The organism is Microbacterium sp. zg-Y1090, assembly GCF_030246945.1.
Classification (GTDB): Bacteria; Actinomycetota; Actinomycetes; order Actinomycetales; family Microbacteriaceae; genus Microbacterium; species Microbacterium wangruii.
The window spans coordinates 1,422,805-1,448,515 of sequence record NZ_CP126742.1 but is presented as its reverse complement, the minus strand read 5'-3'; the positions used below and the strand labels follow the sequence as shown (position 1 = coordinate 1,448,515).

Annotated in this window: 28 protein-coding genes; 13 read left to right on the top strand and 15 right to left on the bottom strand. The window is 72.2% G+C overall.

The features are described 5' to 3' along the window. Positions 1-38 precede the first annotated feature (38 nt). Positions 39-830, bottom strand: a complete 792-nt coding sequence (locus QNO26_RS06820) for a TrmH family RNA methyltransferase (RefSeq protein ID WP_257638342.1) — start codon at positions 828-830, stop codon at positions 39-41. A gap of 546 nt (positions 831-1,376) precedes the next feature. Here QNO26_RS06820 and QNO26_RS06815 point away from each other — a divergent pair. Continuing rightward, on the top strand, positions 1,377-2,228 hold the full coding sequence (locus QNO26_RS06815) for a Sir2 family NAD-dependent protein deacetylase (protein ID WP_374679370.1): 852 nt from the start codon (positions 1,377-1,379) through the stop codon (positions 2,226-2,228). Between the two features lie 43 nt (positions 2,229-2,271). Then, complete coding sequence (locus tag QNO26_RS06810) at positions 2,272-2,883, top strand: histidine phosphatase family protein (protein ID WP_257531133.1); 612 nt, start codon at positions 2,272-2,274, stop codon at positions 2,881-2,883. Positions 2,884-2,905: 22 nt separating this feature from the next. Here QNO26_RS06810 and QNO26_RS06805 read toward each other — a convergent pair whose 3' ends face one another. The 5 genes from QNO26_RS06805 to QNO26_RS06785 are packed head-to-tail and all read right to left on the bottom strand — an operon-like array spanning position 2,906 to position 8,887. Further along, on the bottom strand, positions 2,906-3,718 hold the full coding sequence (locus QNO26_RS06805; protein ID WP_257531135.1) for an HpcH/HpaI aldolase/citrate lyase family protein: 813 nt from the start codon (positions 3,716-3,718) through the stop codon (positions 2,906-2,908). Then, complete coding sequence (locus tag QNO26_RS06800) at positions 3,715-4,218, bottom strand: MaoC family dehydratase (RefSeq protein WP_257531137.1); 504 nt, start codon at positions 4,216-4,218, stop codon at positions 3,715-3,717. Before QNO26_RS06800 ends, QNO26_RS06805 begins: the two co-directional genes overlap by 4 nt. Positions 4,219-4,222: 4 nt before the next feature. Then, entirely contained in the window at positions 4,223-5,392 is a 1,170-nt protein-coding gene (locus tag QNO26_RS06795; protein WP_257531139.1) for an acyl-CoA dehydrogenase family protein, read from the bottom strand. Then, positions 5,389-7,302, bottom strand: coding sequence for an ATP-binding protein (locus tag QNO26_RS06790; protein WP_257531141.1), 1,914 nt, complete (start codon positions 7,300-7,302; stop codon positions 5,389-5,391). Before QNO26_RS06790 ends, QNO26_RS06795 begins: the two co-directional genes overlap by 4 nt. A 1-nt stretch (position 7,303) precedes the next feature. Then, complete coding sequence (locus QNO26_RS06785) at positions 7,304-8,887, bottom strand: carboxyl transferase domain-containing protein (protein WP_285181775.1); 1,584 nt, start codon at positions 8,885-8,887, stop codon at positions 7,304-7,306. Between the two features lie 106 nt (positions 8,888-8,993). Between QNO26_RS06785 and QNO26_RS06780 the strand changes: the two genes are divergently transcribed. Next, the gene (locus QNO26_RS06780) at positions 8,994-9,590 is read left to right on the top strand and encodes an SACE_7040 family transcriptional regulator (protein WP_257638341.1); all 597 of its coding nucleotides are present in this window, start codon (positions 8,994-8,996) and stop codon (positions 9,588-9,590) included. Between the two features lie 12 nt (positions 9,591-9,602). Here QNO26_RS06780 and QNO26_RS06775 read toward each other — a convergent pair whose 3' ends face one another. Genes QNO26_RS06775 through pdhA form a run of 3 tightly spaced genes read right to left on the bottom strand, consistent with a single transcriptional unit; the run spans position 9,603 to position 13,104 of the window. Then, a complete protein-coding gene (locus QNO26_RS06775; protein WP_257531145.1) occupies positions 9,603-10,964 on the bottom strand; it encodes a dihydrolipoamide acetyltransferase family protein in 1,362 nt (453 codons plus the stop codon). After that, positions 10,961-11,971, bottom strand: a complete 1,011-nt coding sequence (locus QNO26_RS06770; RefSeq protein WP_257531147.1) for an alpha-ketoacid dehydrogenase subunit beta — start codon at positions 11,969-11,971, stop codon at positions 10,961-10,963. The genes QNO26_RS06775 and QNO26_RS06770 overlap by 4 nt, the downstream gene beginning before the upstream one ends. Then, positions 11,968-13,104 carry a pyruvate dehydrogenase (acetyl-transferring) E1 component subunit alpha gene (gene pdhA, locus QNO26_RS06765; RefSeq protein ID WP_257531148.1) on the bottom strand — a complete coding sequence of 379 codons (1,137 nt, stop codon included), beginning with the start codon at positions 13,102-13,104 and terminating at the stop codon, positions 11,968-11,970. The genes QNO26_RS06770 and pdhA overlap by 4 nt, the downstream gene beginning before the upstream one ends. 167 nt (positions 13,105-13,271) lie before the next feature. Between pdhA and QNO26_RS06760 the strand changes: the two genes are divergently transcribed. After that, complete coding sequence (locus tag QNO26_RS06760; protein WP_257531150.1) at positions 13,272-13,745, top strand: Lrp/AsnC family transcriptional regulator; 474 nt, start codon at positions 13,272-13,274, stop codon at positions 13,743-13,745. On the opposite strand, the gene QNO26_RS06755 is transcribed toward QNO26_RS06760, so the two are convergent. Further along, positions 13,717-14,709 carry an EamA family transporter gene (locus QNO26_RS06755; RefSeq protein WP_257531152.1) on the bottom strand — a complete coding sequence of 331 codons (993 nt, stop codon included), beginning with the start codon at positions 14,707-14,709 and terminating at the stop codon, positions 13,717-13,719. The genes QNO26_RS06760 and QNO26_RS06755 overlap by 29 nt on opposite strands. A gap of 72 nt (positions 14,710-14,781) precedes the next feature. Between QNO26_RS06755 and QNO26_RS06750 the strand changes: the two genes are divergently transcribed. After that, positions 14,782-15,342 (top strand): CGNR zinc finger domain-containing protein, encoded by a 561-nt coding sequence (locus tag QNO26_RS06750; RefSeq protein ID WP_257531742.1) that lies wholly within the window; start codon positions 14,782-14,784, stop codon positions 15,340-15,342. Here the strand turns inward: QNO26_RS06750 and QNO26_RS06745 are convergent. Next, the gene (locus tag QNO26_RS06745; protein WP_257531154.1) at positions 15,302-16,201 is read right to left on the bottom strand and encodes an alpha/beta fold hydrolase; all 900 of its coding nucleotides are present in this window, start codon (positions 16,199-16,201) and stop codon (positions 15,302-15,304) included. The two genes, QNO26_RS06750 and QNO26_RS06745, sit on opposite strands and share 41 nt — an antisense overlap. 72 nt (positions 16,202-16,273) lie before the next feature. Here QNO26_RS06745 and QNO26_RS06740 point away from each other — a divergent pair, with 72 nt between their 5' ends. Further along, positions 16,274-17,017, top strand: coding sequence for an exonuclease domain-containing protein (locus tag QNO26_RS06740; RefSeq protein WP_257531156.1), 744 nt, complete (start codon positions 16,274-16,276; stop codon positions 17,015-17,017). Positions 17,018-17,081: 64 nt separating this feature from the next. On the opposite strand, the gene QNO26_RS06735 is transcribed toward QNO26_RS06740, so the two are convergent. The 3 genes from QNO26_RS06735 to glgA all read right to left on the bottom strand — a co-directional run bounded on the left by QNO26_RS06735 (position 17,082) and on the right by glgA (position 19,865). Continuing rightward, complete coding sequence (locus QNO26_RS06735) at positions 17,082-17,333, bottom strand: type B 50S ribosomal protein L31 (protein WP_257531158.1); 252 nt, start codon at positions 17,331-17,333, stop codon at positions 17,082-17,084. 533 nt (positions 17,334-17,866) lie between these two features. After that, positions 17,867-18,661 (bottom strand): ABC transporter ATP-binding protein, encoded by a 795-nt coding sequence (locus QNO26_RS06730; protein WP_257638340.1) that lies wholly within the window; start codon positions 18,659-18,661, stop codon positions 17,867-17,869. 10 nt (positions 18,662-18,671) lie between these two features. Continuing rightward, entirely contained in the window at positions 18,672-19,865 is a 1,194-nt protein-coding gene (gene glgA / locus QNO26_RS06725; protein ID WP_257638339.1) for a glycogen synthase, read from the bottom strand. Positions 19,866-19,940: 75 nt separating this feature from the next. Between glgA and glgC the strand changes: the two genes are divergently transcribed. The 3 genes from glgC (at position 19,941) to QNO26_RS06710 (ending at position 22,632) form a co-directional block, all read left to right on the top strand. Further along, positions 19,941-21,185: a glucose-1-phosphate adenylyltransferase gene (gene glgC, locus QNO26_RS06720; protein ID WP_257531164.1), complete on the top strand. Its 1,245-nt coding sequence runs from the start codon at positions 19,941-19,943 to the stop codon at positions 21,183-21,185. A 41-nt stretch (positions 21,186-21,226) separates the two neighbouring features. Beyond that, on the top strand, positions 21,227-21,862 hold the full coding sequence (serB, locus tag QNO26_RS06715) for a phosphoserine phosphatase SerB (RefSeq protein WP_374679365.1): 636 nt from the start codon (positions 21,227-21,229) through the stop codon (positions 21,860-21,862). An 80-nt stretch (positions 21,863-21,942) separates the two neighbouring features. Next, positions 21,943-22,632: an alpha/beta fold hydrolase gene (locus QNO26_RS06710; RefSeq protein WP_257638338.1), complete on the top strand. Its 690-nt coding sequence runs from the start codon at positions 21,943-21,945 to the stop codon at positions 22,630-22,632. Positions 22,633-22,646: 14 nt separating this feature from the next. Here the strand turns inward: QNO26_RS06710 and fabG are convergent, their stop codons facing one another. Beyond that, the gene (gene fabG / locus QNO26_RS06705; RefSeq protein ID WP_257531168.1) at positions 22,647-23,357 is read right to left on the bottom strand and encodes a beta-ketoacyl-ACP reductase; all 711 of its coding nucleotides are present in this window, start codon (positions 23,355-23,357) and stop codon (positions 22,647-22,649) included. Between the two features lie 118 nt (positions 23,358-23,475). Here fabG and QNO26_RS06700 point away from each other — a divergent pair, with 118 nt between their 5' ends. The 4 genes from QNO26_RS06700 to QNO26_RS06685 are packed head-to-tail and all read left to right on the top strand — an operon-like array spanning position 23,476 to position 25,655. Continuing rightward, the gene (locus tag QNO26_RS06700) at positions 23,476-24,153 is read left to right on the top strand and encodes a DUF4190 domain-containing protein (protein WP_257531170.1); all 678 of its coding nucleotides are present in this window, start codon (positions 23,476-23,478) and stop codon (positions 24,151-24,153) included. 40 nt (positions 24,154-24,193) lie between these two features. After that, complete coding sequence (locus tag QNO26_RS06695) at positions 24,194-24,556, top strand: DUF3099 domain-containing protein (RefSeq protein WP_257531172.1); 363 nt, start codon at positions 24,194-24,196, stop codon at positions 24,554-24,556. Then, complete coding sequence (locus QNO26_RS06690; protein ID WP_257531174.1) at positions 24,553-24,756, top strand: hypothetical protein; 204 nt, start codon at positions 24,553-24,555, stop codon at positions 24,754-24,756. The genes QNO26_RS06695 and QNO26_RS06690 overlap by 4 nt, the downstream gene beginning before the upstream one ends. Further along, complete coding sequence (locus tag QNO26_RS06685; RefSeq protein WP_257531176.1) at positions 24,753-25,655, top strand: SURF1 family cytochrome oxidase biogenesis protein; 903 nt, start codon at positions 24,753-24,755, stop codon at positions 25,653-25,655. The genes QNO26_RS06690 and QNO26_RS06685 overlap by 4 nt, the downstream gene beginning before the upstream one ends. Positions 25,656-25,711: the final 56 nt, after the last annotated feature.

Sequence of the window (25,711 nt, the reverse complement as noted above, 5' to 3'; positions counted from 1 at the left end):
CCGGGCGGGCGCACGCCCGGCGGCGCGGCCGGCCCCTGCTAGCGCAGCGCCCAGAGGGCGACGGCGCTGGCGGCGGCCACGTTGAGCGAGTCCACTCCCCCGGCCATCGGGATCGTCACCACGGTGTCCGCCGCCTGCAGCGCGCGCCGCGACAGTCCGTCGCCCTCCGCGCCGAGCATCAGCGCGACGCGCGGGGGCCGTTCGGCGGCGAAGACGTCCAGGGGCACCGCGTCGTCGGCCAGCGCAAGCGCGGCGATGTGGAAGCCGGCGTCGTGCAGGATGCCGGCGGCATCGGGCCACTCCGGCATCCGCGTCCACGGCACCTGGAACACCGTGCCCATGCTCACCCGCACGCTGCGGCGGTAGAGCGGGTCGGCACAGCGCGGGGACACCAGCACGGCGTCGGCGCCGAGGCCGGCGGCTCCGCGGAAGGCAGCTCCGATATTCGCGTGATCAACGATATCTTCGAGGACCACGACCAGCCGGGCCCCCGCGAGGACGTCTTGCACCGGAGGCGGCGTCGGCCGGTGCATGGCGGCGAGGGCACCCCGGTGCACGGCGTATCCGGTCAACTGTTCGGCGACGTCGGCGGGCACGACGTAGACGGGCGCACCGCCGGCGACGGGGAGCACATCGTCGAGCCACCTCTCCTGCACGAGCACGGAGCGCGGGCGATGTCCCGCGGCCACCGCGCGCCCGATGACCTTGGCCGACTCCGCGATGTACAGCCCGCCCGCCGGCTCGAGCACGCGGCGCAGCGCCACGTCGGTGAGGTCGCGGTAGTCCGCGAGGCGAAGATCGGCCGGGTCGTCGATGCGCTCGATGGGCATTGATCCACTCTCCCACGCGCGACCGATGTGCACCGCGCGAAGACCGCCATCATGGCGGACTGCCGGGCGGCCCTACCCTCGCCGGAATGCGGGTAACTGCCGACACGCGGACCGGATGCCCGGAATCGTTCCGCACCCGGGCAGATCTCGGCAGCGCGCGTGCGGCATCCGGCGCGGGTGGCATCCGCCCGGCGCGTGTGGTGCCACCCGGACACAGAGGCATCTCGCGAGGTTCCCGGCATCCCGCCCTGGCCGGAATGCGGGAATCTGCCGAAACGCGGACCGGATGCCCGGAATCGATCCGCACCCGGGCAGATCTCCGCATCTCGGCAGCGCGCGAGCGGCATCCACCCCCGCGCAAGCGGCTTCCCCCGCGCGTGCGGCATCCCCCACGCGAGCGGATCCATCCCCGCGCGAGCGACGCCTGGCGCGAGACCCGGGACCCACCCCACGCGCGAGACGACACGACACCGCAGCCGCACCGGGCACGCAGGCGGCGGTAACGTCCCGGCAAAGTGACGCGCCTAGACTCGACGGGTGACTCCGGTGCTCCAGCTCGACGCGCCGACCGCGCGGCTGGTCGGCGAGGCCGTCGACGCGCTGGCGGGACGCCGCATCGCGGTGCTCACCGGGGCGGGCGTGTCGACCGACTCCGGCATCCCCGATTACCGGGGCGAGGGCGCCCCCGTGCGCACCCCCATGACGGCGCAGGAGTTCCTCTCCTCGGCCGCGTCCCGCCGCCGCTACTGGGTGGGCAGCCACCTCGGGTGGCGTGCGTTCGCCGCCGCGTCGCCGAACGCCGGGCACGCCGCTCTGGCGCGCCTCGAGCACGCCGGCATCGCGACCGGAGTCGTCACCCAGAACGTCGACGGCCTGCACCTGCGCGCCGGCAGCCGTCGCGTGGTCGAGCTGCACGGCACCATGCGGCGCGTGTTCTGCACGCACTGCGGCCAGGTGTTCGATCGCCGCGATCTGGCGGCGCGCATCGAGGCCGACAACCCGTGGCTCGACGTCCCCGACGACGTGCTGCTCGGACCCGACGGCGACGTGCTGCCCGAGACGGCCGACGGCTTCGTGATCCCCGACTGCAGCGTGTGCGGGGGCATGCTGAAGCCCGACGTGGTCTTCTTCGGCGAGTTCGTCCCCGTCGAGCGGTTCGCCGAGGCCGAGCAGCTCGTGCACACCAGCGAGGCTCTGCTCGTGGCGGGATCGTCGCTCGTGGTCAACTCGGGGGTGCGCCTGGTCGAGCGCGCGCGACGCCGTCGCCTGCCGGTGATCATCGTCAACCGCGGTCAGACGCGCGCGGATGCCAAGGCCACGGTGAAGATCGACGGCGGCACGTCTCCGGTGCTCGCGGCCCTCACCGCCGCGCTCACCGACGCCCTCACCGCCCACTGACCCGTCCAGCGCGCTTTCGGCGCACCGCGGTTAGGCTCGACCGGTGACACTGCTGACCCTTGTGCGCCACGGCGAGACCGACTGGAACCGAGCGCGCCGCATCCAGGGATCCACCGACATCCCGCTCAACGACACCGGGCGCGCACAGGCGCGCGAGGCCGCAGAGCGGCTGCGGGACAGCCTCGACCCGGCCGCCCCGCTCGTCATCGTCAGCAGCGATCTGTCTCGCGCACGCGAGACCGCCGAGATCATCGCCGAGTCCCTGGGCGCCGAGCCGCCGCGCCTGTACCCGCAGCTGCGCGAGCGCGCCTACGGCGAGGCGGAGGGCGTGGATGCCGCGGAGTTCCTGGAGCGCTGGGGCGACTGGCACAGCGCCGAGGTCCCCGGCGCCGAGCCCTGGCCGCAGCTGCGCGCCCGGGCGCTGGGGGCGCTGCAGCAGATCGCCCGCGACGCGCGCCGCACGACCGCGCCCGCGGCAGCGACCGTCATCGCCGTCGCTCACGGCGCGCTGATCCGCGAGCTCATCCGTCACGCCACCGGCGGCGAGCTGCCGCCCGTGGGCTTCCGCCTGCCGAACGGCTCCAGCTACGACCTGCTGCTCGAGCGTGACAGGCTGCGCCTGCTCTCCGAGGTGGGTCCGGTCCCGACGCCCTGAGCGTCGCCCGCTCCCCCGACGGCTAGTCCTGAGCGCGCCGCACCAGGGTGCGCGCGTGGCGCAGCACCGGCTCGTCGACCATGCGGCCGCGGAAGGCGAACACGCCCGGCTTCCCGACCGCCGCCGCCAGCAGGTCGCGGCCCCACTGCACCTCGGTCGCGTCGGGACGGTACGCCTCGCGGATGGTCGGCACCTGACTCGGGTGGATGCAGGCGGTCGCCGCGAATCCGCTCGCTGCGGCATCCGCCGCCTCACGGGCGAGCCCTTTCGCATCGGCGATGTCCAGGTGCACGGCGTCGATGGCGGCCTTGCCGCGCGCGCCCGCCGCCAGCAGCACCTGCGCCCGCGCGTGGCGCGCGACGTCGCGGTAGCGCCCGTTGGCCTTGCGGCTGGAGGTGCCGCCGAGAGAGGCCACGAGGTCCTCAGCGCCCCACATCAGCGCCGTCACGTTCTCGAGCGCGGCGATGCGTTCGGCCGCGAGCACGCCGCGGGCGGTCTCGCACAGCGCGATCACCCGGTAGCGCGGGTCGATCCTGCCGATGCGCTTGGGTGACTCGGCTTTGGCGACCATGATCGTGCGCACGTCGGTCTGCGAGAGCGTCGCCAAGTCGGCGTCGAAGTCGGGGGTGCCGACGGGGTTCACGCGCACGATCACGCGCGTGGCATCGAGCTCGGCGTCGATGAGGGCGCCGCGCGCGGCGGTCTTCGCTTCCGGCGACACCGCGTCCTCGAGGTCGATGATGACGCCGTCCGAGCGCTCCAGCGCGGTGCGGAACCGCTCAGGACGATCGGCGGGGCAGAACAACAGGGCGGGGCCCAGGTCGAATCCGCTCACGCGGTCTCCTCCTCGGTGGGACGGCACAGCATCAGCGCGGCGCGGGTGGCCGTGGCGACGACGACACCGTGCTGGTTGCGTCCGGTGTGCTCCAGGGTGACGATGCCCTGCCCCGGCCGCGAGGCCGACAGGCGGGCGCCGGCGACCCGGGTCTCGGCGTAGAGGGTGTCGCCCGGGAAGAGCGGCGCCGGGAATGCGATGTCGGTCAGGCCGAGCTGGGCCACGAGCGTGCCCTGCGTCAGCTGCGCCACCGACGCCCCGATGAGCGTCGACAGCGTCCACATCGAGTTCACGAGCGGGCGGCCGAACGGCTGCGTCGCCGCGTAAGCCTCGTCGATGTGCAGCGCCTGCGGGTTCATCGTCAGCGCGGAGAACAGCTGATTGTCGGCCTGGGTGACGGTGCGGCCAGGGCGGTGCAGGTAGCGCGCCCCGACGGCGAACTCCTCGAACCACAGGCCTCGCTGCACGTGCGCGGGCGGGCCGGCGGGGAGGTCGGTCATGCCCTCACGCTACCCCGAGCGCGCGCGCGATCACGAGCAGCTGCACCTCGGTGGTGCCCTCGCCGATCTCGAGGATCTTGCTGTCGCGGTAATGCCGGGCCACGGGGTATTCGTTCATGAACCCGTTGCCGCCGAAGATCTGGGTCGCGTCGCGGGCGTTGTCCATCGCCGCCTCGCCCGAGACGAGCTTGGCGATGGCCGCCTCGGTCTTGAACGGGCGCCCCGCGTCGCGCAGATGCGCCGCGCGCACCCACGCCAGCCGTGCAGTGTGCACACGGGCCTGCATGCGGGCGAGGGTGAACTGGATGCCCTGCCGGGTCGCCAGCGGGGCGCCGAACACGGTGCGATCCGCGGCGTACTGCAGCGCCGCCTCCAGACATCCCTCCGCCGCGCCCGTCGCGAGGGCCGCGATGGCGATGCGGCCCTCATCGAGGATGTGCAGGAAGCCGGCGAACCCGCGTCCCTCCTCGCCCAGCAGGTTCTCCTCGGGCACCCGGCAGTCGGTGAAGGTGAGCGGGTGCGTGTCGGAGGCGCGCCAACCCGCCTTGTCGTAGGCGGGACCCACCGTGAATCCCGGGGTGCCGCTGGGCACGATGATGGTGGAGATCTCCGGGCGCTCGCCCCGGCGGCCCGTGACGGCGGTGACCGTGACGAACCGTGTGATCGGCGTTCCGGAGTTCGTGATGAACTGCTTGCTGCCGTTGATCACCCACTCCCCGTCGTCACGGCGGGCGGTGGTGCGGGTGGCGCCGGCATCCGACCCCGCCTCGGGCTCGGTGAGCCCGAAACCGGCCAGCGCCCGGCCGGCGAGCAGGTCGGGCAGCAGCTGCTCGCGCTGCGCGTCGGTGCCGAAGCGGAAGACCGGCATGGCGCCCAGGCTCACCCCGGCCTCGAGGGTGATCGCGATGGACTGGTCCACGCGCGCGAGCGCTTCGATGGCGAGTCCGAGCGCCAGGTAGTTGCCGCCCTGCCCTCCCACATCCTCGGGGAACGGCAGGCCGAACAGGCCCATCTCCCCCATCTGCGCGACGACGTCCATCGGCAGCGTGTGGGTGCGATCCGCCTCATAGGCGCGCGGCGCGACCACCTCGTCGGCGAAGGCGCGCACCAGCTGCGCCAGTTCGATCTCGTCGTCCTCCAGCGCATACGAACGCAGGTCGATGGGTCCGGTCATGGGGTGTCCTCCTCGGTCATCGGGTGCACCTCGGCGAGCACGTCGTCGCGGCGCACCTGCGCGCCGACGGTGACGAGGATCTGCGCGACGCCGTCATGGGGTGCGATGACGGTGTGCTCCATCTTCATGGCCTCGATCGTGACCAGCCGATCGGCGGCGGCCACCGCCGCGCCGGGCGTCGTGTGCACGGCGATCACGGTGCCGGGCAGCGGCGCCCGCACGTGCGGCTGCGCGGGCGCATCCGTGCGCCCGCGGGCTGCGCGTCGGCGCTCGGATGCCGCACGACGAGAGACCGGACGCAGCCGAGCCGTCTCGCCGGCCAGATGCACCCAGACGTCGCCGTCGCCGTCGCGCGCCGTCGTCGCCTCGGGCGGAAGCGGCGATGCCACCGCGGTGACGAGCGTGCCGGCATCCGTCTCGAAGCTGTGCGAGGCGGGCTCACGCCGTCCGCCGAGGCGCCACCCGTCGTGACGCTGCCACGGCGAGGCATCCGACGGCGCGTCGGCGAGCACCGCGGCGCCGGCAGCGAGCACGGCCGCGCCCGGCACGGTCGCTCCCGGGGCGGCCATCGCGTCGATGATGCCGGTATCGAGGTCGCCGGCCTGCACGGCGGGGAGCGCGATGAGCTGCCGCAGGAACGCGATGTTCGTGTCGACGCCGAGCACGACGGTCTCGGCCAGCGCCGCGTCGAGCCGCTCGAGTGCCTCGGCCCGGTCGGCGCCCACCGCGATCACCTTCGCGATCATCGGGTCGTAGTCGGCGGTCACGACCGATCCCGTGTCGACCGCGGCATCCACCCGCACGCCCTCGGGAGCGCGCCAGGCGAGCACCTCGCCGGTGGCGGGGAGGAAGCCCCGTGCCGGGCTCTCGGCGTAGACCCGGGCCTCGACGGCGTGTCCCTGCAGCCCTACGGCGTCCTGCCCGTACCCGAGGGGCTCCCCCGCCGCCACGCGCAGTTGCTCGGCGACGAGGTCGATGCCGGTGACGAGCTCGGTGACGGGGTGCTCGACCTGCAGGCGGGTGTTCATCTCGATGAAGAAGAAGTCGTCGGGCCGATCGGCCGACACGAGGAACTCCACCGTGCCGACGCCGACGTAGTCGATGCTCGCCGCCGCGCGACAGGCGGCCTCGCCCAGGCGCGCGCGGGTCTCGTCGTCGACGGCGGGCGAGGGTGCCTCCTCGATCACCTTCTGGTGCCGGCGCTGCAGCGAGCATTCGCGCTCGCCGAGGTGCACCACCGCGCCGTGGGCGTCGGCGAGCACCTGCACCTCGATGTGTCTCGGGCGCTCCACCAGCCGCTCCAGCAGCAGGGTGTCGTCGCCGAACGCGGCGGTGGCCATCCGGCGCGCGGCCTGCACGGCGCCGGCGACACCTGCGCGGTCGCGCACCACCTGCATCCCCTTGCCGCCGCCGCCCGCCGAGGGCTTGATGAGAAGAGGGAACCCCTGCTCCACCGCAGCCGCGACGATGGCCTCATCCGTCATGCCGGCCGCGCTGAATCCGGGCACGGTGGGCACGCCCGACCGGGCGACATGCTGCTTGGCCCGAATCTTGTCGCCCATCACGTCGAGGGCGTGCTCACCAGGCCCCACGAAGACGATGCCGGCGGCAGCGCACGCTCGGGCGAAGTGGGCGTTCTCCGACAGGAAGCCGTAGCCGGGGTGCACCGCCTGCGCGCCGGTCGCGCGGGCCGCGGCGATGACGGCGTCGATGTCGAGATACGACTGCGCTGCGGGCGCCGGTCCCAGACGCACCGCCGTGTCGGCCTCGCGCACGTGTGGCGCTTCGACGTCGGCGTCGCTGTAGACGGCGACCGAGCGGATGCCGAGCCGGCGCAGCGTGCGGATGACGCGTCGCGCGATCTCGCCGCGATTGGCGACGAGGACGGTGGAGAACACGGGAGGCGTCATGTCACATCCGGAACAGGCCGAAGGCCGGGTCGGCGAGCGGCACCCGTGAGGCGACGTCGAGCGCGAGCGCCAGCATCCGGCGCGTGTCGACCGGGTCGATCACGCCGTCGTCCCAGAGCCGCGCGGTGGCGTAGTAGGGGTCGCCCTGACGCTCGAACTGCTCGCGCACGGGAGCCTCGAACGCCGCCCGCGCCGCGTCGTCCCATTCCTCGCCGCGCGCCGCCAGCTGGTCGGCTTTCACGGTGGAGAGCACGGATGCCGCCTGCGCCCCGCCCATCACCCCGATGCGGCTGCCCGGCCAGCTCCAGAGGAACCGCGGCGAATACGCCCGTCCGCACATGGAGTAGTTGCCCGCGCCGAAGGAGCCTCCCACCACGACGGTGAACTTCGGCACGCGCGTGGTGGCGACGGCCGTGACCATCTTCGCGCCGTCCTTCGCGATGCCCGCCGCCTCGGCGTCGCGGCCGACCATGAAGCCGGAGATGTTCTGCAGGAACAGCAGGGGGATGCCCCGCTGATCGCACAGCTCGATGAAGTGCGCCCCCTTGAGCGCGGACTCGCCGAACAGCACGCCGTTGTTGGCGAGAACGCCGACCGGGTGACCCTCCACGCGCGCGAAGGCGGTGACCAGTGTCGTGGCGTACTCGCGCTTGAACTCGTGCACGCTGCCGGCGTCGACCAGGCGGTCGATCACCTCGTGCGGGTCGTAGGGCCGGTTCACATCGACCGGGACGACGTCGTACAGGCCGTCGGGGTCGCGCGCCGGCTCGGCCGACGGGTGCACCGGCCCGACGGGCGGCGCGGCGGCGGGAAGGGTGAGCACGATGTCCCGCAGGATCTCGAGGGCATGCTCATCGTCCTCGGCGAGATGGTCCGCGACGCCGGAGCGCCGCGCGTGCAGCTCTCCCCCGCCCAGCTCCTCGGCGGTGATCACCTCGCCGATGGCGGCTTTCACCAGCGGCGGCCCCCCGAGGAAGATCGTCCCCTGGCCGCGCACGATCACCGTCTCGTCGCTCATCGCGGGCACGTAGGCCCCGCCGGCGGTGCAGGAGCCCAGCACGGCCGACAGCTGCGGGATGCCGGCGGCGGAGAGCCTCGCCTGGTTGAAGAAGATGCGGCCGAAGTGGTCGCGATCGGGGAAGACCTCGTCCTGCATCGGCAGGTAGGCGCCGCCGGAATCGACGAGGTACAGGCAGGGCAGCCGGTTCTCGAGGGCCACTTCCTGCGCGCGCAGGTGCTTCTTCACCGTCATCGGGAAGTACGCGCCGCCCTTGACGGTGGCGTCGTTGCAGACGACCATCACGTGCCTGCCGTGGACGAGTCCGATGCCCGCCACGACCCCCGCAGCGGGCGCCTGACCGTCGTACATTCCCTCGGCGGCGAGGGGGGCGAGCTCCAGGAACGGGCTGCCCTCGTCGAGCAGACGTGCGATGCGCTCACGCGGCAGCAGCTTTCCGCGGGCGCGGTGACGCTCGCGGGAGGCGGCTCCCCCGCCGTCGGCGACCCGATCGAGCCGTTCGCGCAGCCCCGCAGCGAGGTCGCGCTGGCCGGGTTCGGCGGGCGAAGTCAGGGCCGCGGCGCTCATGCTGTCTCCATCGACGTCACGATCGCGTCACACCGGTTGTCGGCAGGGGACGCGCCGGGTTAGTTTTCACTAACCGAGGCTCTGATGTTAGCGAGGATTAACTGAGATGACAACGGGTCTGACCGACCGCGGGCGTGCCAAGGCCGACCGCCACGCCGCGCTGCTGCGCGAGGCTGCGCGCCTGTTCGCGGATCGCGGGTTCGCCGGGGTCAGCCTCGAGGATCTCGGGGCTGCCGTCGGCGTCACCGGTCCCGCGGTGTACCGACACTTCCCCAACAAGCAGGCCCTGCTCGGGGCGATCCTGGTCGGGGTGAGCCAGGGCCTGCGCGACGGCGGCCGCGACGTCGTCGATGCCGGCGGCGAGCCTGTCGACGTGCTCGACGGCCTCATCCGTTTCCATGTCGACTTCGCCCTCGCGTCGGCGGACGTGATCCGCGTGCAGGACCGCGAGCTGACGAGTCTCGTCGATGCCGAGCGCCGTGCCGTGCGACGTCTGCAGCGGGAGTACGTCGAACTCTGGGTCGCGGTACTGTCCCGCCGCTACCCCGCCCTGTCCGCGCCCGAGGCGCGGGTGCGCGCGCACGCCTGCTTCGGACTCATCAACTCCACCCCGCACAGCCTGCGCGCGGCCCGCGACACGGTCGCCGACGCGGACGTCCGCGGCATCCTGCGCGCAATGGCGCGCGCCAGCCTCGCCGCGTGACGTCCGCGCCGGTCAGGCCAGCAGCATCGCCCGGCCGGGCTCGCGCAGCACCGCCCCGACGTCCGCGAGGAACCGCGCGCCCTGCTCGCCGTCGACGACCCGGTGATCGAACGACAGGCTGAGGGTCAGCACATCGCGCAGCGCCACCTGACCCTCGTGCTCCCAGGGCGTCCGGCGCACCGTGCCGAGGGCGAGGATGCCCGCCTCGCCCGGGTTGAGGATCGGCGTGCCGGCATCCACTCCGAAGACGCCCACGTTGGTGATCGAGAACGTCCCGCCCGACAGCGCTGCGGGGTTGGTCCGCCCGGCGCGCGCCGTCTCGGCCAGGTGTCCGATCGCGTCGGCGAGCTCGGCCAGGCCCAGGCGGCCGGCATCCTTGACGTTGGGCACGATGAGGCCACGCTCGGTCGCCGCCGCGATGCCGAGGTTCACCCGCCCCCACTGCACGATCTCCTCGTCGCCCCACCGCGCATTGAGCATCGGATGCCGCGCGAGTGCGAGGCAGGTGGCCTTCGCGGCGAGGGCGAGGATGCCGATGCGGGTGCCCGCGAGCCGGCGGTCGTCGCGCAAGGACGCCAGCAGCGTCATCGATGCGGTCACGTCGACGGTGAGGAAGACGGTGGCGTGCGGGGCGGTGAAGGCGCTCTGCACCATCGCCGCGGCGGTGTGCTTTCGCACGCCCCGCACGGGGATGCGCAGATCGTCGGATGCCGCGGCGGGAGTCGCGGCGCCGGGGGTCGGGCGCTCTGCGGCGGGTGCGGGGGCGCGCGGCGAAGGGGGTGCCGTCCGCGCATGGGCTTCGACGTCCGCCCGGGTGATGAGCCCGCCCGGTCCGGTCGGCACGACCGTGCGCAGCTCGACGCCGAGGTCCTTCGCCAGCCGCCGCACCGGCGGCGTCGAGCGGGGGCGCTCGACCAGGTCGGGCTCCGGCTCCAGCGCATGGACCGCGTCGTGGGGCGCGGCCGCGCGCACCTCGCTGTCACCCGTGGCGAGCCCACCGCGACCGCGACGTCGACGCGCCGGGCGCGCGGTGGAGGCCGGGGCCGCGCCGTAGCCGACGAGGTGCGGCTCCCGCGCCGGTTCGGCGGGGGCGGGGCCCGCATCATCGCCGTCATCGTCGCGGGCGTCGTCGTCTGAGCCGACGACGAACGAGATGATGAGGCTCCCCACCGCCACGACCTCGCCTGCGGCCGCGTGCAGGGTGTGCACGCGGCCGGCATGCGGCGACGGCAGCTCGACGATCGCCTTGGCCGTCTCGACCTCCGCGAGCGTCTGGTTCAATGCGATCTCGTCGCCCTCCGCGACGAGCCACTGCACGAGCTCGGCCTCGGGAAGGCCCTCGCCGAGGTCGGGGAGGCGGAACTCGGCGATCACGGCGTCACCTCCGACAGGCTGTGCGGTCGGTCGAGGACACGATCGACGGCGTCGAGGATGCGGTCGAGATCCGGCAGGTGGTGGCGTTCCAGCTTGGCCGGCGGGTACGGGATGTCGTGCCCGGTGACGCGCACCGGCGCCGCCTCGAGATGGTGGAAGCAGCGTTCCGTGATGGCCGCGATGACCTCGGCCCCGACTCCCGCCTCCGCGGCCGCCTCGTGGGTGACGACCATGCGGCCCGTCCGCCGCACCGACGCGGCGACCGTGTCGAGGTCGATCGGCGACAGCGACCGCAGATCGATCACCTCCAGGGAAAGCCCGTCATCCTCGGCCGCCGTCGCCGCCTCCAGCGCGGTGGCGACCTGGGCGCCGTACGTGACGATCGTGGCATCCCGCCCCGTGCGCACCACGCGTGCCAGCCCCATCGGTGCGGCGTCGGCGAGGTCGACGTCGAGGTCCACCTCACCCTTGGCGTGGTAGAGCCGCTTGGGCTCGAAGAAGATCACGGGGTCGTCGCACGCGATCGCCTGACGCAGCATCACGTAGGCGTCGGCGGGGTTCGACACGGCCACGACGCGCAGTCCCGACGTGTGCACGAAGTAGGCTTCGGGCGACTCGGAGTGGTGCTCCGCCGCCCCGACTCCGCCTGCCCACGGCACGCGCACCGTCAGCGGCATGCGCACTGCCCCACGTGTGCGGTAGTGGAACTTGGCGACCTGGCACACGATCTGGTCGAACGCGGGATAGACGAAGCCGTCGAACTGCATCTCGACGACGGGGCGGAATCCGCGGAACGCCAGCCCTACGGCGGTGCCGACGATGCCGGACTCCGCCAGCGGGGTGTCGATCACCCGCGAGGGCCCGTAGGCCGAGAGCAGTCCGTCGGTGATGCGGAACACTCCCCCGAGCGTGCCGACATCCTCCCCCATCACGAGCACCGACGGGTCGTCGGCGAGGGCGCGGTGCAGTCCGGCGTTGAGGGCCTTGCCCATGGTCAGCTCGGTCATCGCGCCTCCTCCTCGAAGCCGTCGAGATAGGCCGCGTACGCGCGGCGCTGCCGTTCCAGCCCGGAATGCGGCTCGGCGTAGACCTCGTCGAAAACCGAGAGCGGGTCGCGGGTGCGGTAGCCGAGGCACACCGCGCGCACCTCGGCGGCCAGCCGGTCGGCGTCGGCGGCGATGTCGGCGGCAAGGGCGTCCCCCAGCGCACCCCGCGCCTGCAGCAGCGTCTGCACCCGCGCCAGCGGGTCGCGCGCGCGCCACACCTCCACCTCGGCGGCGTCGCGGTACCGCGTGGGGTCGTCGGCGGTGGTGTGCGGGCCCATGCGGTAGGTGACCGCCTCGATATAGGCGGGGCCCGCGCCGCTGCGGGCACGCTCCAGCGCCCACCGCATCGCGCCGTAGCACGCCAGCACGTCGTTGCCGTCGACCCGCATGCTCGGGATGCCGAAGGCGGGTGCCCGGTCGGCCAGGGGGGTGCGCGACTGCACCGTCACCGGCTCGGAGATCGCCCACTGGTTGTTCGAGCAGACGAAGACGACCGGGGCGCCGTAGGACGCGGCGAACACCATCGCCTCACTCACATCGCCCTGGCTGGAGGCGCCGTCGCCGAAATAGGTCACGGCCACCTCGTCGCAGCGTGCGCCCTCTGCCGCGGGGGTGCGCTGAATCCCCATCGCGTACCCGACGGCGTGGAGCGTCTGCGCCCCGATGATGATCTGCGGACCGGCCGTGCCGCGCGCGAAGGGGTCGCCCATCGACTGCTCCTCGCCGCGCCAGACCTGGATCAGCTGGGTCGGCGTCGCCCCGCGGACGAGCTGCACACCCGACTCCCGATAGCTGGGGAAGACGAAGTCGCTCTCGCGCAGCGCCCGAGCCGTGCCGACCTGCACCGCCTCCTGGCCCTGACACGGCGCCCACAGGCCCAGCTGTCCCTGACGCTGCAGCGCGACGCCCTCGGCATCCAGCCGCCGGGTGCGCACCATGTCGCGATACAGATCCGCCAGGAGCGCGTTGTCGACATCGGCGACCCACCCCTCCAGGGCGGGGTCGGAGACCCGCTCGCCCTCGGCGGTGATCAGCCGCGACACCTGTCCCATGTCGGTCGTGGGGCCCATCGCCGTGCTCGGTGGGTACGTCATCGTCGCCTCCGTCCCGGTGTCCTTCGTGGGGACGCCGTCGGTTCGCGCCGGCCTCGTCGCCGACTCCCGCGAGCGTATGTCGGCGATGCACCTAGCTCAAGCATCCTCCTCGACGTTGAGCAGGTTGCGCATATCGGCGCCGGAGACGCGTGTTACGGTTGCGCACTATGAGCCCTCTCGACCAGGTCGACATCGCCCTTCTCGACGCCCTCGCCGACGATCCGCGTGCGACCGTCGTCGCCCTGTCCGAGCGTCTCGGGCTCGCGCGCAACACGGTGCAGGCGCGCATGGCGCGACTCGACCGGGCCGGGGTTTTCCTGTCCTACGAACGGGCGATCGCGCCCGCCGCACTGGGCTTCCCGCTCGAGGCGATGCTCGATGTCGTCGTGCGCCAGGCCGACCTGCCGCGCATCACCCGCGAGATCGCCGAGATCCCTGAGGTCATCCAGGCGCACGGCGTGAGCGGGCCGGTGGACCTGGTCGTGCGGGTGGCCGCCCGCGACACCCAGCATCTGTTCGACATCGACGCGCGCATCCTCGGCATCGGCGGCGTGGAACGCACCGAGACGGCCCTCGTCATGGAGGAGGTCATCGGCTACCGGGTGCGCCCTCTCATGGCATCGGCGCGCCGGGAGCGGTGACGGCCGGCCGGCGACGCAGCGCCGGCGATGCGCCGTCCAGGCGGACCAGCACGACGCCGGCGAGCACCAGTGCCCCACCGAGCACCTGCACGGCGCCAGGAGCCTCGGCGAGCACGATCCAGGCCACCAGCAGCGTGAAGAGCACCTCCGACAGCCCGACGAACGATGCCAGTCGCGCCCCGGTGCGGGGCACCGCCATCACGCCGAGCGCGTAGCCCAGGGTCGTGCCGACAGCGGCGACCCAGCCCAGGGGCACCCACCAGGGCAGTTCCATACCGGCCAGCACCACCGTCACCGGCGGGGCCGCGAAAGGCAGCACACCGGTCAGCAGCAGCACGCCGATGAGGGCGGTGCCGACGAGCAGACCACCCGACGCGAGCGCCAGCGGCGCGATGCGGCCCCCGCTGCGCTCGGAGATCACGAAGTAGGCCGCCGCGCAGATCGCGGCCCCCAGGGCGAGCAGAGTGCCCAGCGGCTCGAAGCGTGCGCCGGCGATGTCGACCACGAGGACGAGGCCGGTCATCGCCACGACCGACCCGGTGACGACGGCGCGCGACGGCGCGCGACGCGTGCGCGCCCACACCCACAGCACGATCAGCACCGGCGCGATGTACTGGATGAGCAGGGCGACCGCCACCGGCATCCGCTGCATGGCCGCGAAGTAGAACAGCTGGCACCCTGCGACCGCGGTCAGCCCGAACGCGATCACCACCCCGCCGTGGCGGCGCACGAAGGAGCGGTCGCGGCGCAGCGCCCGCACCAGCGCGGGCGACAGCACGAGGCCTGCGACACCCATGCGCACGAGCAGCACGGCGCCGAGCGACCAGCCGGCCTCGAGCAGGGGCTTGAGGAAGGGGCCGCTCGCGGAGAAGGCGAGCGCCGAGGCGACCGCCATCACCAGCCCCGAGGTGGCGCGGGATGCCGCGACGATCGGAAGCGGCATCGGGGCGGTGTGCGTGCTCATGTGCGCCTGGCCTGTCAGGAGTGTCGTGTGATTCACTGGTGACAGTACTGGTCATCAATGTCAGGAGTCAATGTGGTGTTCGCCCGTGACACACGCCAGTCCCTCGCCGCGGCCGTCGACCTCGTGAACACCCTGCCCGCGACCGACGTGGACGGCCTCGATGGATTGCGCACACCCGCCGATCTGGAGGCCTTCATCGCCGAACGCCCCTACACCGGCTCGTTCGCGCGCGACGATGCGGAACTGGAGGCGGTGCGTGCGCTGCGCCCCCGGCTGCGGGAGCTCTGGCTCGCCGACCGCGAGACGGCGGTGCCCCTGGTCAACGCGATGCTGCGCGATGGCGCCGCCCTCCCGCAGCTCGTCATCCACGAAGGACTCGACTGGCACATCCACGCCACCGGCGACGACGCGCCGCTGGCGACACGCATCCTCGTGGAGACGGCCATGGCCTTCGTCGACGTCATCCGCGCCGACGCGTACGAGCGCATCCGGGTGTGCGCGGCGGACGACTGCCTGTCCGTCTATGTGGACTATTCCAAGAACGGCTCGAAGCGCTACTGCGACACGGGCAACTGCGGCAACCGCATGAACGTCATCGCGTACCGTCGGCGGAAGGCGGCAGAAACGCCCTGATCGCCTCGGCCGCCGGCTGCGGCGTCTCGTAGTGGATGAGATGCCCGACCCCGTCGATCTCCACCAGGCGGGCGTCCGGGAAGAGCGTCGCCAGGTGCCGCTCCGCCTCGATCGGGGTGATGTCGTCCTGCACGGCGGCCACCAGCAGGGTCTGCTGTGCGATCGCGGGCGCATGCGCGCGGATGTCGTTGGACACCGACGCCAGGAACGCGTCGTGCAGCACGTCGCGATCGGCGAACCGGGAGAAGTACGCGTCATGCTGGGCGTGCACGAAGCGGCGCAGCTGCGGGTCGTGCGTCTTCGTCATCGACACACTCATGACCCGCACGATGAGGCGGCTGCGCAACAGCGCTTCGCCGATGGGGCGCGGCAGGCGGGCGCCGGCCCAGTAGTAGAAGACGGCCAGCCGGGTGAGGATGCCGCGTGGGCCTTCCAGCGCGGGCGCGCCGATGGGATTCACGAGGATCACGCGCGGGGTCGGCAATCCGCCGGCGACCGCTGCGGCGACGACGATCGAGCCGAACGAGTGGCCGAGGATCGCCGCGCCGGGCGCCGTGGCGGCGACGAAGTCGGTGAGCCACTGCGCGTAGGCCGCGAGGTCGTGACGGCGTCCCGGCAGCGGCGCGGTCTCTCCGAACCCCGGAAGATCGGGCATCAGCACGCGGATGCCGTCGAGATGCGCGACCACCGGCTCGAGACCGTGGTGGTCGCCGCGGAAGCCGTGCACGGCGACGACGGTCTGGCTCGCGTCGTCGGGCCCGTACTCCCAGTAGACGGTCGCGCCGCCCTGCACCGCGACCTCGCGACGGCGCACCGGGATGCGCGCGAGAGACGGGGCGTACGGGTGCACAGCGGTCATCCCTCGAGTCTACGAGCCGGGCGTCGGTGCGCCTGCCCGGCGATGTCCCCACCCGGCTTTAGCGTTGAGGCTATGACGACGTGGCAGCCCGAGCCGCTCCTCGGCTTTCCCGAGCCCCCGCGCGTACCCGCATGGACGCGCCTGGTGGGCGTGTTCGACCTCGAGACCACCGGGGTCGACGTCGAGACCGATCGCATCGTCACCGCGCACGTCGGAGTGATCGACGGCTCCGGCGCCGTCGTGCACGCGCGTGACTGGCTGGCGGACCCCGGCGTGGAGATCCCCGAGGGCGCGACCGCCGTCCACGGCATCACGACCGCGCACGCTCGCAGCGAGGGCAGGGCCGCGGCCGAGGTCGTCGCCGACGTCGTCGACGCGCTGCGCGGGCTGTTCGCCTCCGGCATCCCCGTCGTCGCCTACAACGCCTGCTACGACTTCTCGCTGCTCAAGCACGAGGCGGTGCGTCACGGCATCGCGCCGCTGAAGAACCCGGCCCCGATCATCGACCCGCTCGTGGTCGACAAGGCGCACGACCGGTTCCGTCGGGGAAAGCGCACCCTCGAGGCCGTCGCCGCCCACTACGCGGTGCCCCTGGAGGGCGCCCACGACGCGTGTGCCGACGCGGTCGCCGCCGGGCGGGTGGCGCAGGCCATGGCCGAGCGCTTCGGGCCGCAGCTGCCTCCCAGCGCGCAGGAGCTGCACACGCAGCAGGTGGCGTGGGCCCGGGCGCAGGCGGAGAGTCTCACGGAGTACTTCGTGAAGATCGGCCGCCTCGACCCCGACGACCGGCTCGACGGCAGCTGGCCCGTGCGCTGAGCACGCGGCCGACACCGGAGAACGACGAAGGCCCCGCCGGAGCGGGGCCTTCTTTCGCGGCTGCTTACTTGCTGCCGAAGTTCTTGAAGCGCTGGTTGAACTTCTCGACGCGGCCGGCCGAGTCCATGATGCGCTGCTTGCCCGTGTAGAACGGGTGCGAAGACGAAGAGATCTCGACGTCGATGACGGGGTACTCGGTGCCCTCGAACTCGACGGTCTTGTCGCTGGTGACGGTCGAGCGCGTGAGGAACAGTTCGCCCGAGCCCAGGTCGCGGAACACGACGGGCCGGTAGTCGGGGTGGATGTCAGTCTTCATGAGGTGTCCTTGAGGTGGTGCTCTGGATTTTGCCAGAACGGTCAAAGTCTGCGGTGCGAGCGCACCAAGGAACGATTCTATCAGCCCTGCACCGATGCCGGTGACCGCGGCAACCCGTGGCGCCGATCCCCGTGCACACCGTCGCAGAATCGGGCGGTTTCGGCCCCGCACGCGCGGCCGCGACCCGCAGCGCGGCGGATCGGAGACGTTGTGCACGCCCGGCTTCACCGCGCGGCCACGGCCAGGCGAGCAGCCCCAGGCAGACTGCCCGTGCACACCGTCGCAGAATCGGGCGGTTTCGGCCCCGCACGCGCGGCCGCGACCCGCAGCGCGGCGGATCGGAGACGTTGTGCACGCCCGGCTTCACCGCGCGGCCACGGCCAGGCGAGCAGCCCCAGGCAGACTGCCCGTGCACACCGTCGCAGAATCGGGCGGTTTCGGCCCCGCACGCGCGGCCGCGACCCGCAGCGCGGCGGATCGGAGACGTTGTGCACGCCCGGCTTCACCGCGCGGCGCCGAAGGCGGCGGGATGGTCAGGCGGAGGCGTACTCGGCGCGAGCGGAGTAGCGACCGGCCTCTTCGTGCAGCACGATCGGCAACCCGAACGTGGCGGTGAGGTTCTCGGCGGTGAGCATCTCGGAGATCGGGCCGCCGGCGACGATCGCTCCGTCGCGCAGCAGCAGCACGTGGGTGAACCCGACGGGGATCTCCTCGACGTGATGGGTCACCATGACCATCGCCGGGGTCGTGGGGGCCTGCGCATACCCGCTCAGCAGGCCGAGCAGCTCCTCACGGGCACCCAGGTCGAGACTCGCGGTGGGCTCGTCCAGCAGCAGCAGTTCGGGGTCGGTCATGACCGCACGGGCGATCTGCACCCGCTTCTGCTCACCGTCGGAGAGCGTGCCGAAGGTGCGGTCGGCCAGGTGATCGAGCTTCCACTCGGCCAGCACGCGCAGGGCGCGGCGCTCGTCGATGTCCTCGTACGCCTCATTCCAGCGCCCCACGACGGCGAACGCGGCGGTGAGCACCACGTTGAGCACCGTCTCCTCGGGCGGCACGCGGCGCGCCATCGCCGAAGAGGCGAATCCGATGCGCGGACGCAGCTCGAACACGTCGGTGCGCCCGAGGCGCTCCTCCAGGATCGTCACCGTGCCGGAGCTGGGGTGCAGCAGCGTCGCAGCGAGCTGCAGCAGCGTCGTCTTGCCGGCGCCGTTGGGTCCGAGGATCACCCACCGCTGATCGTCGGTGACGGTCCAGTCGACATGATCGACGATGTCCCGGGCGTTCCGGCGGACGGAGACGTCGGAGAACTCGAGAACCTCAGCCATGCCTTCCAGCCTATCGGCCACGGGCGATGACCTCGGCGTACAGCGCCGCCGTCGTGTCGGCGATGGCCTGCCAGCTGAATTCGGCCGTCGCGCGCTCGCGCCCCGCCCGCCCGTACTCCCCGGCGCGCTCCGGGTCGGAGACGACCTCCGTGAGCACGGCCGCGAGGTCGGCGACGTAGCGGTCGGGGTCGACCGGCGTGCCAGTGCCGTCCCGCACCTGCTCGATGGGCACGAGGCGACCGGTCACGCCGTCGACGACGACCTCCGGGATGCCGCCGGTGGCGGTGCCGACCACGGCGGCCCCGCACGCCATCGCCTCGAGGTTCACGATCCCCAGCGGCTCGTAGACCGAGGGGCAGACGAACGTCGTGGCCGCCGTCAGCAGGGTGCACAGCTCGTGGCGCGACAGGTGGCGGTCGATCCACACCACGCCCGACCGGGTCTGCTGCAGCCCACGCACGAGCTCCTCGACCTCGGCCATGATCTGCGGGGTGTCCGGCGCGCCCGCGCACAGCACCAGCTGCACCTCGGGCGGCAGCAGTGCGGCGGCGCGCAGGAGGTACGGCAGGCCCTTCTGGCGCGTGATGCGTCCGACGAACACGACACTCGGGCGAGTGGCGTCCACCCCCAGCTCCGCGAGCAGATCGGGGTCGTTCACCGGGTGCCACGCCTCGGTGTCGATGCCGTTGTAGATGACGCGCACCTTGCCGGGGTCGAGCTCGGGGTAGCTGCGCAGGATGTCCTGCCGCATGCCCTCGCTCACCGCGACGATGGCCGCAGCGCCCTCGTAGGCGGTCTTCTCGATGTAGCTCGACACCGCGTAGCCGCCGCCCAGCTGCTCGGCCTTCCACGGTCGCAGCGGCTCGAGCGAGTGCGCGGTGACGATGTGCGGGATGCCGTGCAGGAGCGACGCCAGGTGCCCGGCGAAGTTGGCGTACCAGGTGTGGCTGTGCACGACATCGGCGCCGGCGACATCGCCGACGATCTCAAGGTCGGTGCCCAGCGTCTGCACGGCGGGGTTGGCGGATGCCAGCTCCGCCGGCACCCCGTACGACACGGTGTCCTCCTCGTCGCGGTCCGTGCCGAAGGCACGCACCCGCACCTCCATCCGCGCCCGCAGCGCCGCGACCAGCTCGGTCACGTGGACGCCCGCCCCGCCGTAGATCTCGGGCGGGTATTCCTTGGTCACGATGTCGACGCGCATGCCACGAACGCTAGTACAGCGCAAGGCCTCGCGCCGTGGTGGCCCGCCGGGTCGCGGTGGCCATAGTGTGGTCACATGCCTGCGACGCCGAAGGTCTTCGGAATCATCCTCGCTGGAGGCGAGGGCAAACGACTCATGCCGCTCACGGCGGACAGAGCCAAGCCGGCAGTCCCCTTCGGCGGCCAGTATCGCCTGATCGACTTCGCGATCTCCAACCTCATCAACTCGGGGTTGCGGCAGATCGTGGTGCTCACGCAGTACAAGTCCCACAGCCTGGACCGCCACATCTCGCAGACGTGGCGCATGTCGGCGCTGCTGGACTCCTACGTCGCCTCGGTGCCGGCGCAGCAGCGTCTGGGCAAGCGCTGGTTCTCCGGCTCCGCCGACGCGATCCTGCAGAGCCTGAACCTCATCAACGACGAGAAGCCCGACATCGTCGCGGTGGTCGGCGCCGACCACGTCTACCGCATGGACTTCCGGCAGATGCTCGAGGCGCACATCGCCTCGGGACTGCCGGCGACCGTCGCCGGCATCCGCCAGCCCATCTCGATGGCCAACCAGTTCGGCGTCATCGAGGTGACCGACGAGGATCCGACGAAGATCAACCGGTTCCTCGAGAAGCCGCAGGACCCCACCGGGCTCCCCGACGCGCCGCACGAGGTGCTCGCGTCGATGGGCAACTACATCTTCAACGCCGACGCACTCATCGCCGCCGTCGAGGCCGACGGTGAGTCATCGTCATCGAACCATGACATGGGGGGCGACATCATCCCCTACTTCGTCGACCGTGGCGAAGCCGGCGTCTACGACTTCAAGCGCAACGAGGTGCCCGGCTCCAACGATCGCGACCGCGACTACTGGCGCGACGTGGGGACGATCGATTCGTTCTTCGACGCCCACATGGATCTGATCTCGACCCTCCCGGTGTTCAATCTGTACAACACCGCGTGGCCGATCCATTCCCAGACGGTCAACTCACCGCCGGCGAAGTTCGTGCGCGACTCGGTGGGCCGCATGGGCAATGCGATCGACTCGATCGTGTCGCTCGGTTCGGTGCTTTCGGGAACGCACCTCGAACGCAGCGTCGTGGGGCCGTGGGCCCTCACCGGCGGCGGGTCGACGATCACCGACTCGGTGCTGTTCGATCACGTCGACATCGGGGCGGGCGCCCGGGTGCACCGCGCGATCCTCGACAAGAACGTCCGCCTGCTCGACGGCGCGACGGTGGGCGTCGACCGCGCACGTGATCTGTCCCGCGGGTTCACGGTGACCGACTCGGGCATCACGATCGTCGGCAAGAACGTCGTCGTCGAGCGCTGACCCGGCACGGGACATGGCGCCGCGCGCGCTAGCGTAAAGGTGTGCTGCCTGCCCGGTTCCTCGTCGTGTTCGACGCCGATTCCACCCTGATCCGCAACGAGGTCATCGAACTCATCGCCGATGAAGCGGGGCGCGGCGCAGAAGTGGCGGCGGCGACCGAAGCCGCCATGCGCGGCGAGGTCGACTTCGCCACGAGCCTGCGGTCCCGGGTGGCTCAGCTGGAGGGCGTGCCGGTGGCATCCTTCGCCCGCGTGCTCTCGCGTGTCGAGCCCACTGCCGGCGTGAGGGAGCTGATCGACCAGATCCACGCCCGCGGCGGGATCGCTGCCGTGGTCTCCGGCGGCTTCCACGAGATCCTCGACGACGTCGCGCCCGATCTCGGCGTCGACGTGTGGCGGGCGAACCGCCTCGTCACCGCGGACGGGTCGCTCACCGGCGTCGTCGACGGCGAGATCGTGGATGCCGCGGGTAAGGCCGCCGTACTGCGCGCCTGGGCCGCGCAGTACGGCGTTCCCCTGTCGCGCACCATCGCCGTCGGCGACGGGGCGAACGACCTGCAGATGATGGCGGCGGCCGGGCTCGGACTCGCCTTCAACGCCAAGCCCGCCGTGCGCGCGCAGGCCGACCTCGTCATCGACGGCCTCGACCTGCGCGAGGTCGTCCCACTCCTCCCCTGAGCCCTGCGGGGGCGCGCACCGAACGTCAGCGCCGAGACACCGGGGCACCCGATGTCGGAGCACCCGCGTAGCCTCCGGGCATGGACATCATCCTCATTCCGGGACTCTGGCTCGACGCGTCATCGTGGGACGACACCCTCCCGGCGCTGCGCGCCGCGGGCCACTCCCCCCGCCCGCTGACACTCCCCGGCGTCGGCGCGACCGCGGCCGAGAGCGCCGGCATCGGCATGACCGACTGGATCGAGGCCGTCGTGGCCGAGATCGACGCGGCATCCGGCCCCGTGGTGCTCGTGGGTCACAGCGGCGGCGGCAACGTCGCGTGGGGCGCTGCCGACGCCCGGCCCGACAAGGTGGCGCGCGTCGTCTTCGTCGACAGCGTCCCGCCGCCCAGCGGCGCCGTCATCTCCGAGTTCGACGTCGTCGACGCAGTGGTGCCGTTTCCCGGCTGGGACTCCTTCGATGACGACGACATCGCGGATCTGGACGCGCCCACCCGAGAGGCGGTGGCGGCGCGCGCCAAGAGCGTTCCGGCGCGCGTTCCGACCGACCCGCTGCAGCTGACGGACCCCCGACGTCACACCGTGCCGGTGACGATCCTCTCCGGGGCGTTCGATGACGCCGCGTTCCGCGCCGCGATCTCGAAGTGGGGCGCGTTCGCCGACGAGTTCGGGGCGATCGAAGACGCGCAGGTGGTGCACCTCGGCAGCGGTCACTGGCCGCAGTTCTCGCAGCCCCAGCCCTTCGCCGAGACGCTCGCGCGCGCCGTCTGAGCGTCGGTGCGGGGTCAGTGCCCCATGCCGAGGCCGCCGTCGACCGGGATCACGGCGCCGGAGATGTAGGCGGCGTCGTCGGAGGCGAGCCAGGTGACCACGCCGGCGACCTCGTCAGGCGTGGCGAAGCGGCCGGCGGGGATGTTGCGCTTGTACTCGGCCTGCGTGTCCTCCGGCAGCGCTGCGGTCATGTCGGTCTCGATGAACCCCGGGGCCACGACGTTCGCGGTGATCCCGCGCGCGCCCAGCTCTCGCGTGAGCGAGCGCGCGAAGCCGACCAGGCCGCTCTTGGACGCGGCGTAGTTGATCTGCCCGGCCGATCCGTACAGGCCGACGACGCTGGAGATGAGGATCACGCGACCCCAGCGCGCGCGCAGCATGCCCTTGGAGGCACGCTTGACGACCCGGAACGCGCCGCCGAGGTTGGTGGCCACGACCGAGTCGAAGTCCTCCTCGCTCATGCGCATGAGGAGGGTGTCCTTCGTGATCCCGGCGTTGGCGACGACGACCTCGACCGGGCCGAGCTGCTCCTCGACCTGGCGGAACGCCGCGTCGACGGCGACGGCGTCGGTCACGTCGGCGCACACGGTGAGCGTGCCCATCGGCCCCTCGCCGGAGCGTGCGGTGACGGCGACCCGGTGGCCCTCGGCGACGAAGCGCTCGGCGATGGCGCGGCCGATCCCGCGGTTGCCTCCGGTGACGAGGACGACGCGTGCAGTGGTCATGGCGGATGCTCCCTGGGTGACGCGGACGTGAGAACCGCCCTAGCCTAGCGGTGCGCCCGTTTTGACACCCGCCCGCGGCACTGGGACGCTGGGGCGAACCCGACGAGAGGCCCGACACGTGAGCAACGCCGACACCACTCCCCCCGCCGACGGCACTCCCCCGGCGGCGGGCTCAGACGCTCGCACGCCCGGATACAGCCCGCCGGCGTATTCGCCTCCTCCGGCGTACAACCCGCCCCCCGCCTATGCCCCGCCCGCGTATGGCGGCCCCGCACAGCAGCAGCCGCAGCAGCCGCCGACCTACGGCGCACCCGCTGCGCGGCCCGGCGCGTACGGCCAGCAGCCTCCCGCGTACGGCCAGCAGCACGTCGCGTCCGGCCAGCAGCCTCCCGCATACGGCCAGCAGCCTCCCGCATACGGCCAGCAGCCGGCCTACGCGCCCCCCGGCTATCCCGGCGCCGCGCAGGCGCCCTCTGGCCAGGGGTCCGCCGGCTACCCCGGCGTCTACGGCTATGCCGGGCCCAAGACGAACGTGCTGGCGATCCTCTCGCTCGTGGCCAGCGGTCTCGGCCTGCTCTTCATCCTCCCGGTCATCGGTTCGGTGGCCGGCGTGATCATGGGGCACCTCTCGCTGCGCCAGATCGCCCGCACGGGCGAGCGCGGGCGCGGCGTCGCCCTGGCAGGGACGATCATCGGCTGGATCGGTGTCGGCGCGATCCTCCTGTTCATCCTCCTGATCGGTTTCGCGATCGCGGCGGGCAACGCTTCCTCGACCACGTCCTTCCAGTTCTCCTGACGGGCTCGGCCTGCGCGGGGCGGCGTAGGCTTGATGGACCGTGAAGAAGTCGACCAGCGCTCAGTCTGCGACCTCGCTTCCGTCAGCCCCGCGCGACGAAGCGGGGTCACGCATGACCACCTACTTCATCACGATGGGGGTGCGCGCCACCTGCTTCGTGCTGATGGTCGCGATCATGCCCTACGGCTGGCACACGCTGATCCTGGCGCTCGGAGCTATCGTGCTGCCCTACATCGCCGTGGTGCTGGCGAACGTGGGCAAGGACGCCAAGCCGACCGGAATCGTGGCGCCCGGGCGTGCGCTGCCGGCCACCCCCACCGCCCCGCCGCCGCGCCCGGCCGCAGCCCCCGACGTCATCCGGCTGACCGAACAGCCCCCGCGACCGGAAGATCCCGAGAAGTGACCGAGACCATCTGCTCACGCGCCGGCTGTCGCGACGGCGCCGTCTGGCTCGTCGTCTGGCGTAACCCCCGCATCCACCCCGCCGACCGGCGCAAGACGTGGGCGGCGTGCGAGGCGCATGCGGGGTACCTGCGCGACTACCTGGCAGCCCGCGACTTCCCGGTTGCGGTCGAGCCTCTCCTCCCGGCGGACGCCTCGTGAGCCGGCGTGCCGTGCCGGCGGCGGTGCGCTGGTCGGGATACGTCGCCGTGGCCGTGGTATTCGCCATCGCCTGCGCCCTGCTGTCGCAGTGGCAGTTCGACCGCAACGAAGCCCGCGCGACCCAGCTCGACCTCGTCGCGGCGAACTACGACGCGCCCGCCGTGCCCTTGGCTGACCTGATCCCGGTCGGTGGAGACTTCGATCCAGGCGACCAGTGGCATCCGGTCACCCTCGTCGGCGAGTACGACGATGACAGCACGCTTCTGGTGCGCAACCGGCCGCACGGCGGCACAGCGGCCTTCGAGGTGCTCGTGCCGTTCCGCACCGACGACGGCCGCGTGCTGCTGGTGGATCGCGGATGGGTGCGGCCCGGTGCCGACCAGCCCGAGCCCGACGTCGTGCCGCCGGCCCCCGAGGGACCGGCCACGGTGGTGGTGCGACTGAAGACGGGAGAGGCGCTGCCGACCTCCGGGCGGTCCGCCCCCGAGGGGCAGGTTCCGACCATCCACCTGCCGCTCGTGGCCGACCTCATCGACGACGGGGACGCCCTCATCCTCGATGCCTATGGTCTGATGGTCAGCGAGGACCCCGCTCCGGCGACGACACCGGCCGCCATCCCGTCTCCGTCCGAAGATCCGGGACCGCACCTGTCGTATGCCATCCAGTGGATCCTCTTCGCCGTGATGGGCTTCGTCTTCATCGGCTACATGATCCGCATCGAGCTGCGCCACCGACGCGAGGACGCGGCCGACCGCGCCGACGCGGCCGCCGCAGCGGCGGAGCAGGCCGGGCAGCCCGCGGCTGTCGCGCGACCCGTGCGCCGGCCGCGTCCGGTGCGTCGCCGCAGAGATCGCGATGCCGACGACGAGGACGCGCTCCTGGACCGCGCCTCCCGTTGACCGCCCGGTCGCGGAACGGCCTGTCGCGGATCGGCCACACGGCGGACGGCGTGCGA

Excerpts from the sequence above, each read along its gene's own strand:
- QNO26_RS06735 (WP_257531158.1), bottom strand. The coding sequence starts at position 17,333 with ATGAAGACTGACATCCACCCCGACTACCGGCCCGTCGTGTTCCGCGAC.
- QNO26_RS06785 (WP_285181775.1), bottom strand. The coding sequence starts at position 8,887 with ATGAGCGCCGCGGCCCTGACTTCGCCCGCCGAACCCGGCCAGCGCGAC.
- QNO26_RS06820 (WP_257638342.1), bottom strand. The coding sequence starts at position 830 with ATGCCCATCGAGCGCATCGACGACCCGGCCGATCTTCGCCTCGCGGAC.
- QNO26_RS06755 (WP_257531152.1), bottom strand. The coding sequence starts at position 14,709 with ATGAGCACGCACACCGCCCCGATGCCGCTTCCGATCGTCGCGGCATCC.
- QNO26_RS06800 (WP_257531137.1), bottom strand. The coding sequence starts at position 4,218 with ATGACCGACCTCCCCGCCGGCCCGCCCGCGCACGTGCAGCGAGGCCTG.
- QNO26_RS06740 (WP_257531156.1), top strand. The coding sequence starts at position 16,274 with ATGACGACGTGGCAGCCCGAGCCGCTCCTCGGCTTTCCCGAGCCCCCG.
- QNO26_RS06780 (WP_257638341.1), top strand. The coding sequence starts at position 8,994 with ATGACAACGGGTCTGACCGACCGCGGGCGTGCCAAGGCCGACCGCCAC.
- glgC (WP_257531164.1), top strand. The coding sequence starts at position 19,941 with ATGCCTGCGACGCCGAAGGTCTTCGGAATCATCCTCGCTGGAGGCGAG.
- QNO26_RS06790 (WP_257531141.1), bottom strand. The coding sequence starts at position 7,302 with ATGACGCCTCCCGTGTTCTCCACCGTCCTCGTCGCCAATCGCGGCGAG.
- pdhA (WP_257531148.1), bottom strand. The coding sequence starts at position 13,104 with ATGACGTACCCACCGAGCACGGCGATGGGCCCCACGACCGACATGGGA.
- glgA (WP_257638339.1), bottom strand. The coding sequence starts at position 19,865 with ATGCGCGTCGACATCGTGACCAAGGAATACCCGCCCGAGATCTACGGC.
- QNO26_RS06745 (WP_257531154.1), bottom strand. The coding sequence starts at position 16,201 with ATGACCGCTGTGCACCCGTACGCCCCGTCTCTCGCGCGCATCCCGGTG.
- QNO26_RS06770 (WP_257531147.1), bottom strand. The coding sequence starts at position 11,971 with ATGACCGAGCTGACCATGGGCAAGGCCCTCAACGCCGGACTGCACCGC.
- QNO26_RS06795 (WP_257531139.1), bottom strand. The coding sequence starts at position 5,392 with ATGACCGGACCCATCGACCTGCGTTCGTATGCGCTGGAGGACGACGAG.
- QNO26_RS06710 (WP_257638338.1), top strand. The coding sequence starts at position 21,943 with ATGGACATCATCCTCATTCCGGGACTCTGGCTCGACGCGTCATCGTGG.
- fabG (WP_257531168.1), bottom strand. The coding sequence starts at position 23,357 with ATGACCACTGCACGCGTCGTCCTCGTCACCGGAGGCAACCGCGGGATC.
- QNO26_RS06730 (WP_257638340.1), bottom strand. The coding sequence starts at position 18,661 with ATGGCTGAGGTTCTCGAGTTCTCCGACGTCTCCGTCCGCCGGAACGCC.
- QNO26_RS06760 (WP_257531150.1), top strand. The coding sequence starts at position 13,272 with ATGAGCCCTCTCGACCAGGTCGACATCGCCCTTCTCGACGCCCTCGCC.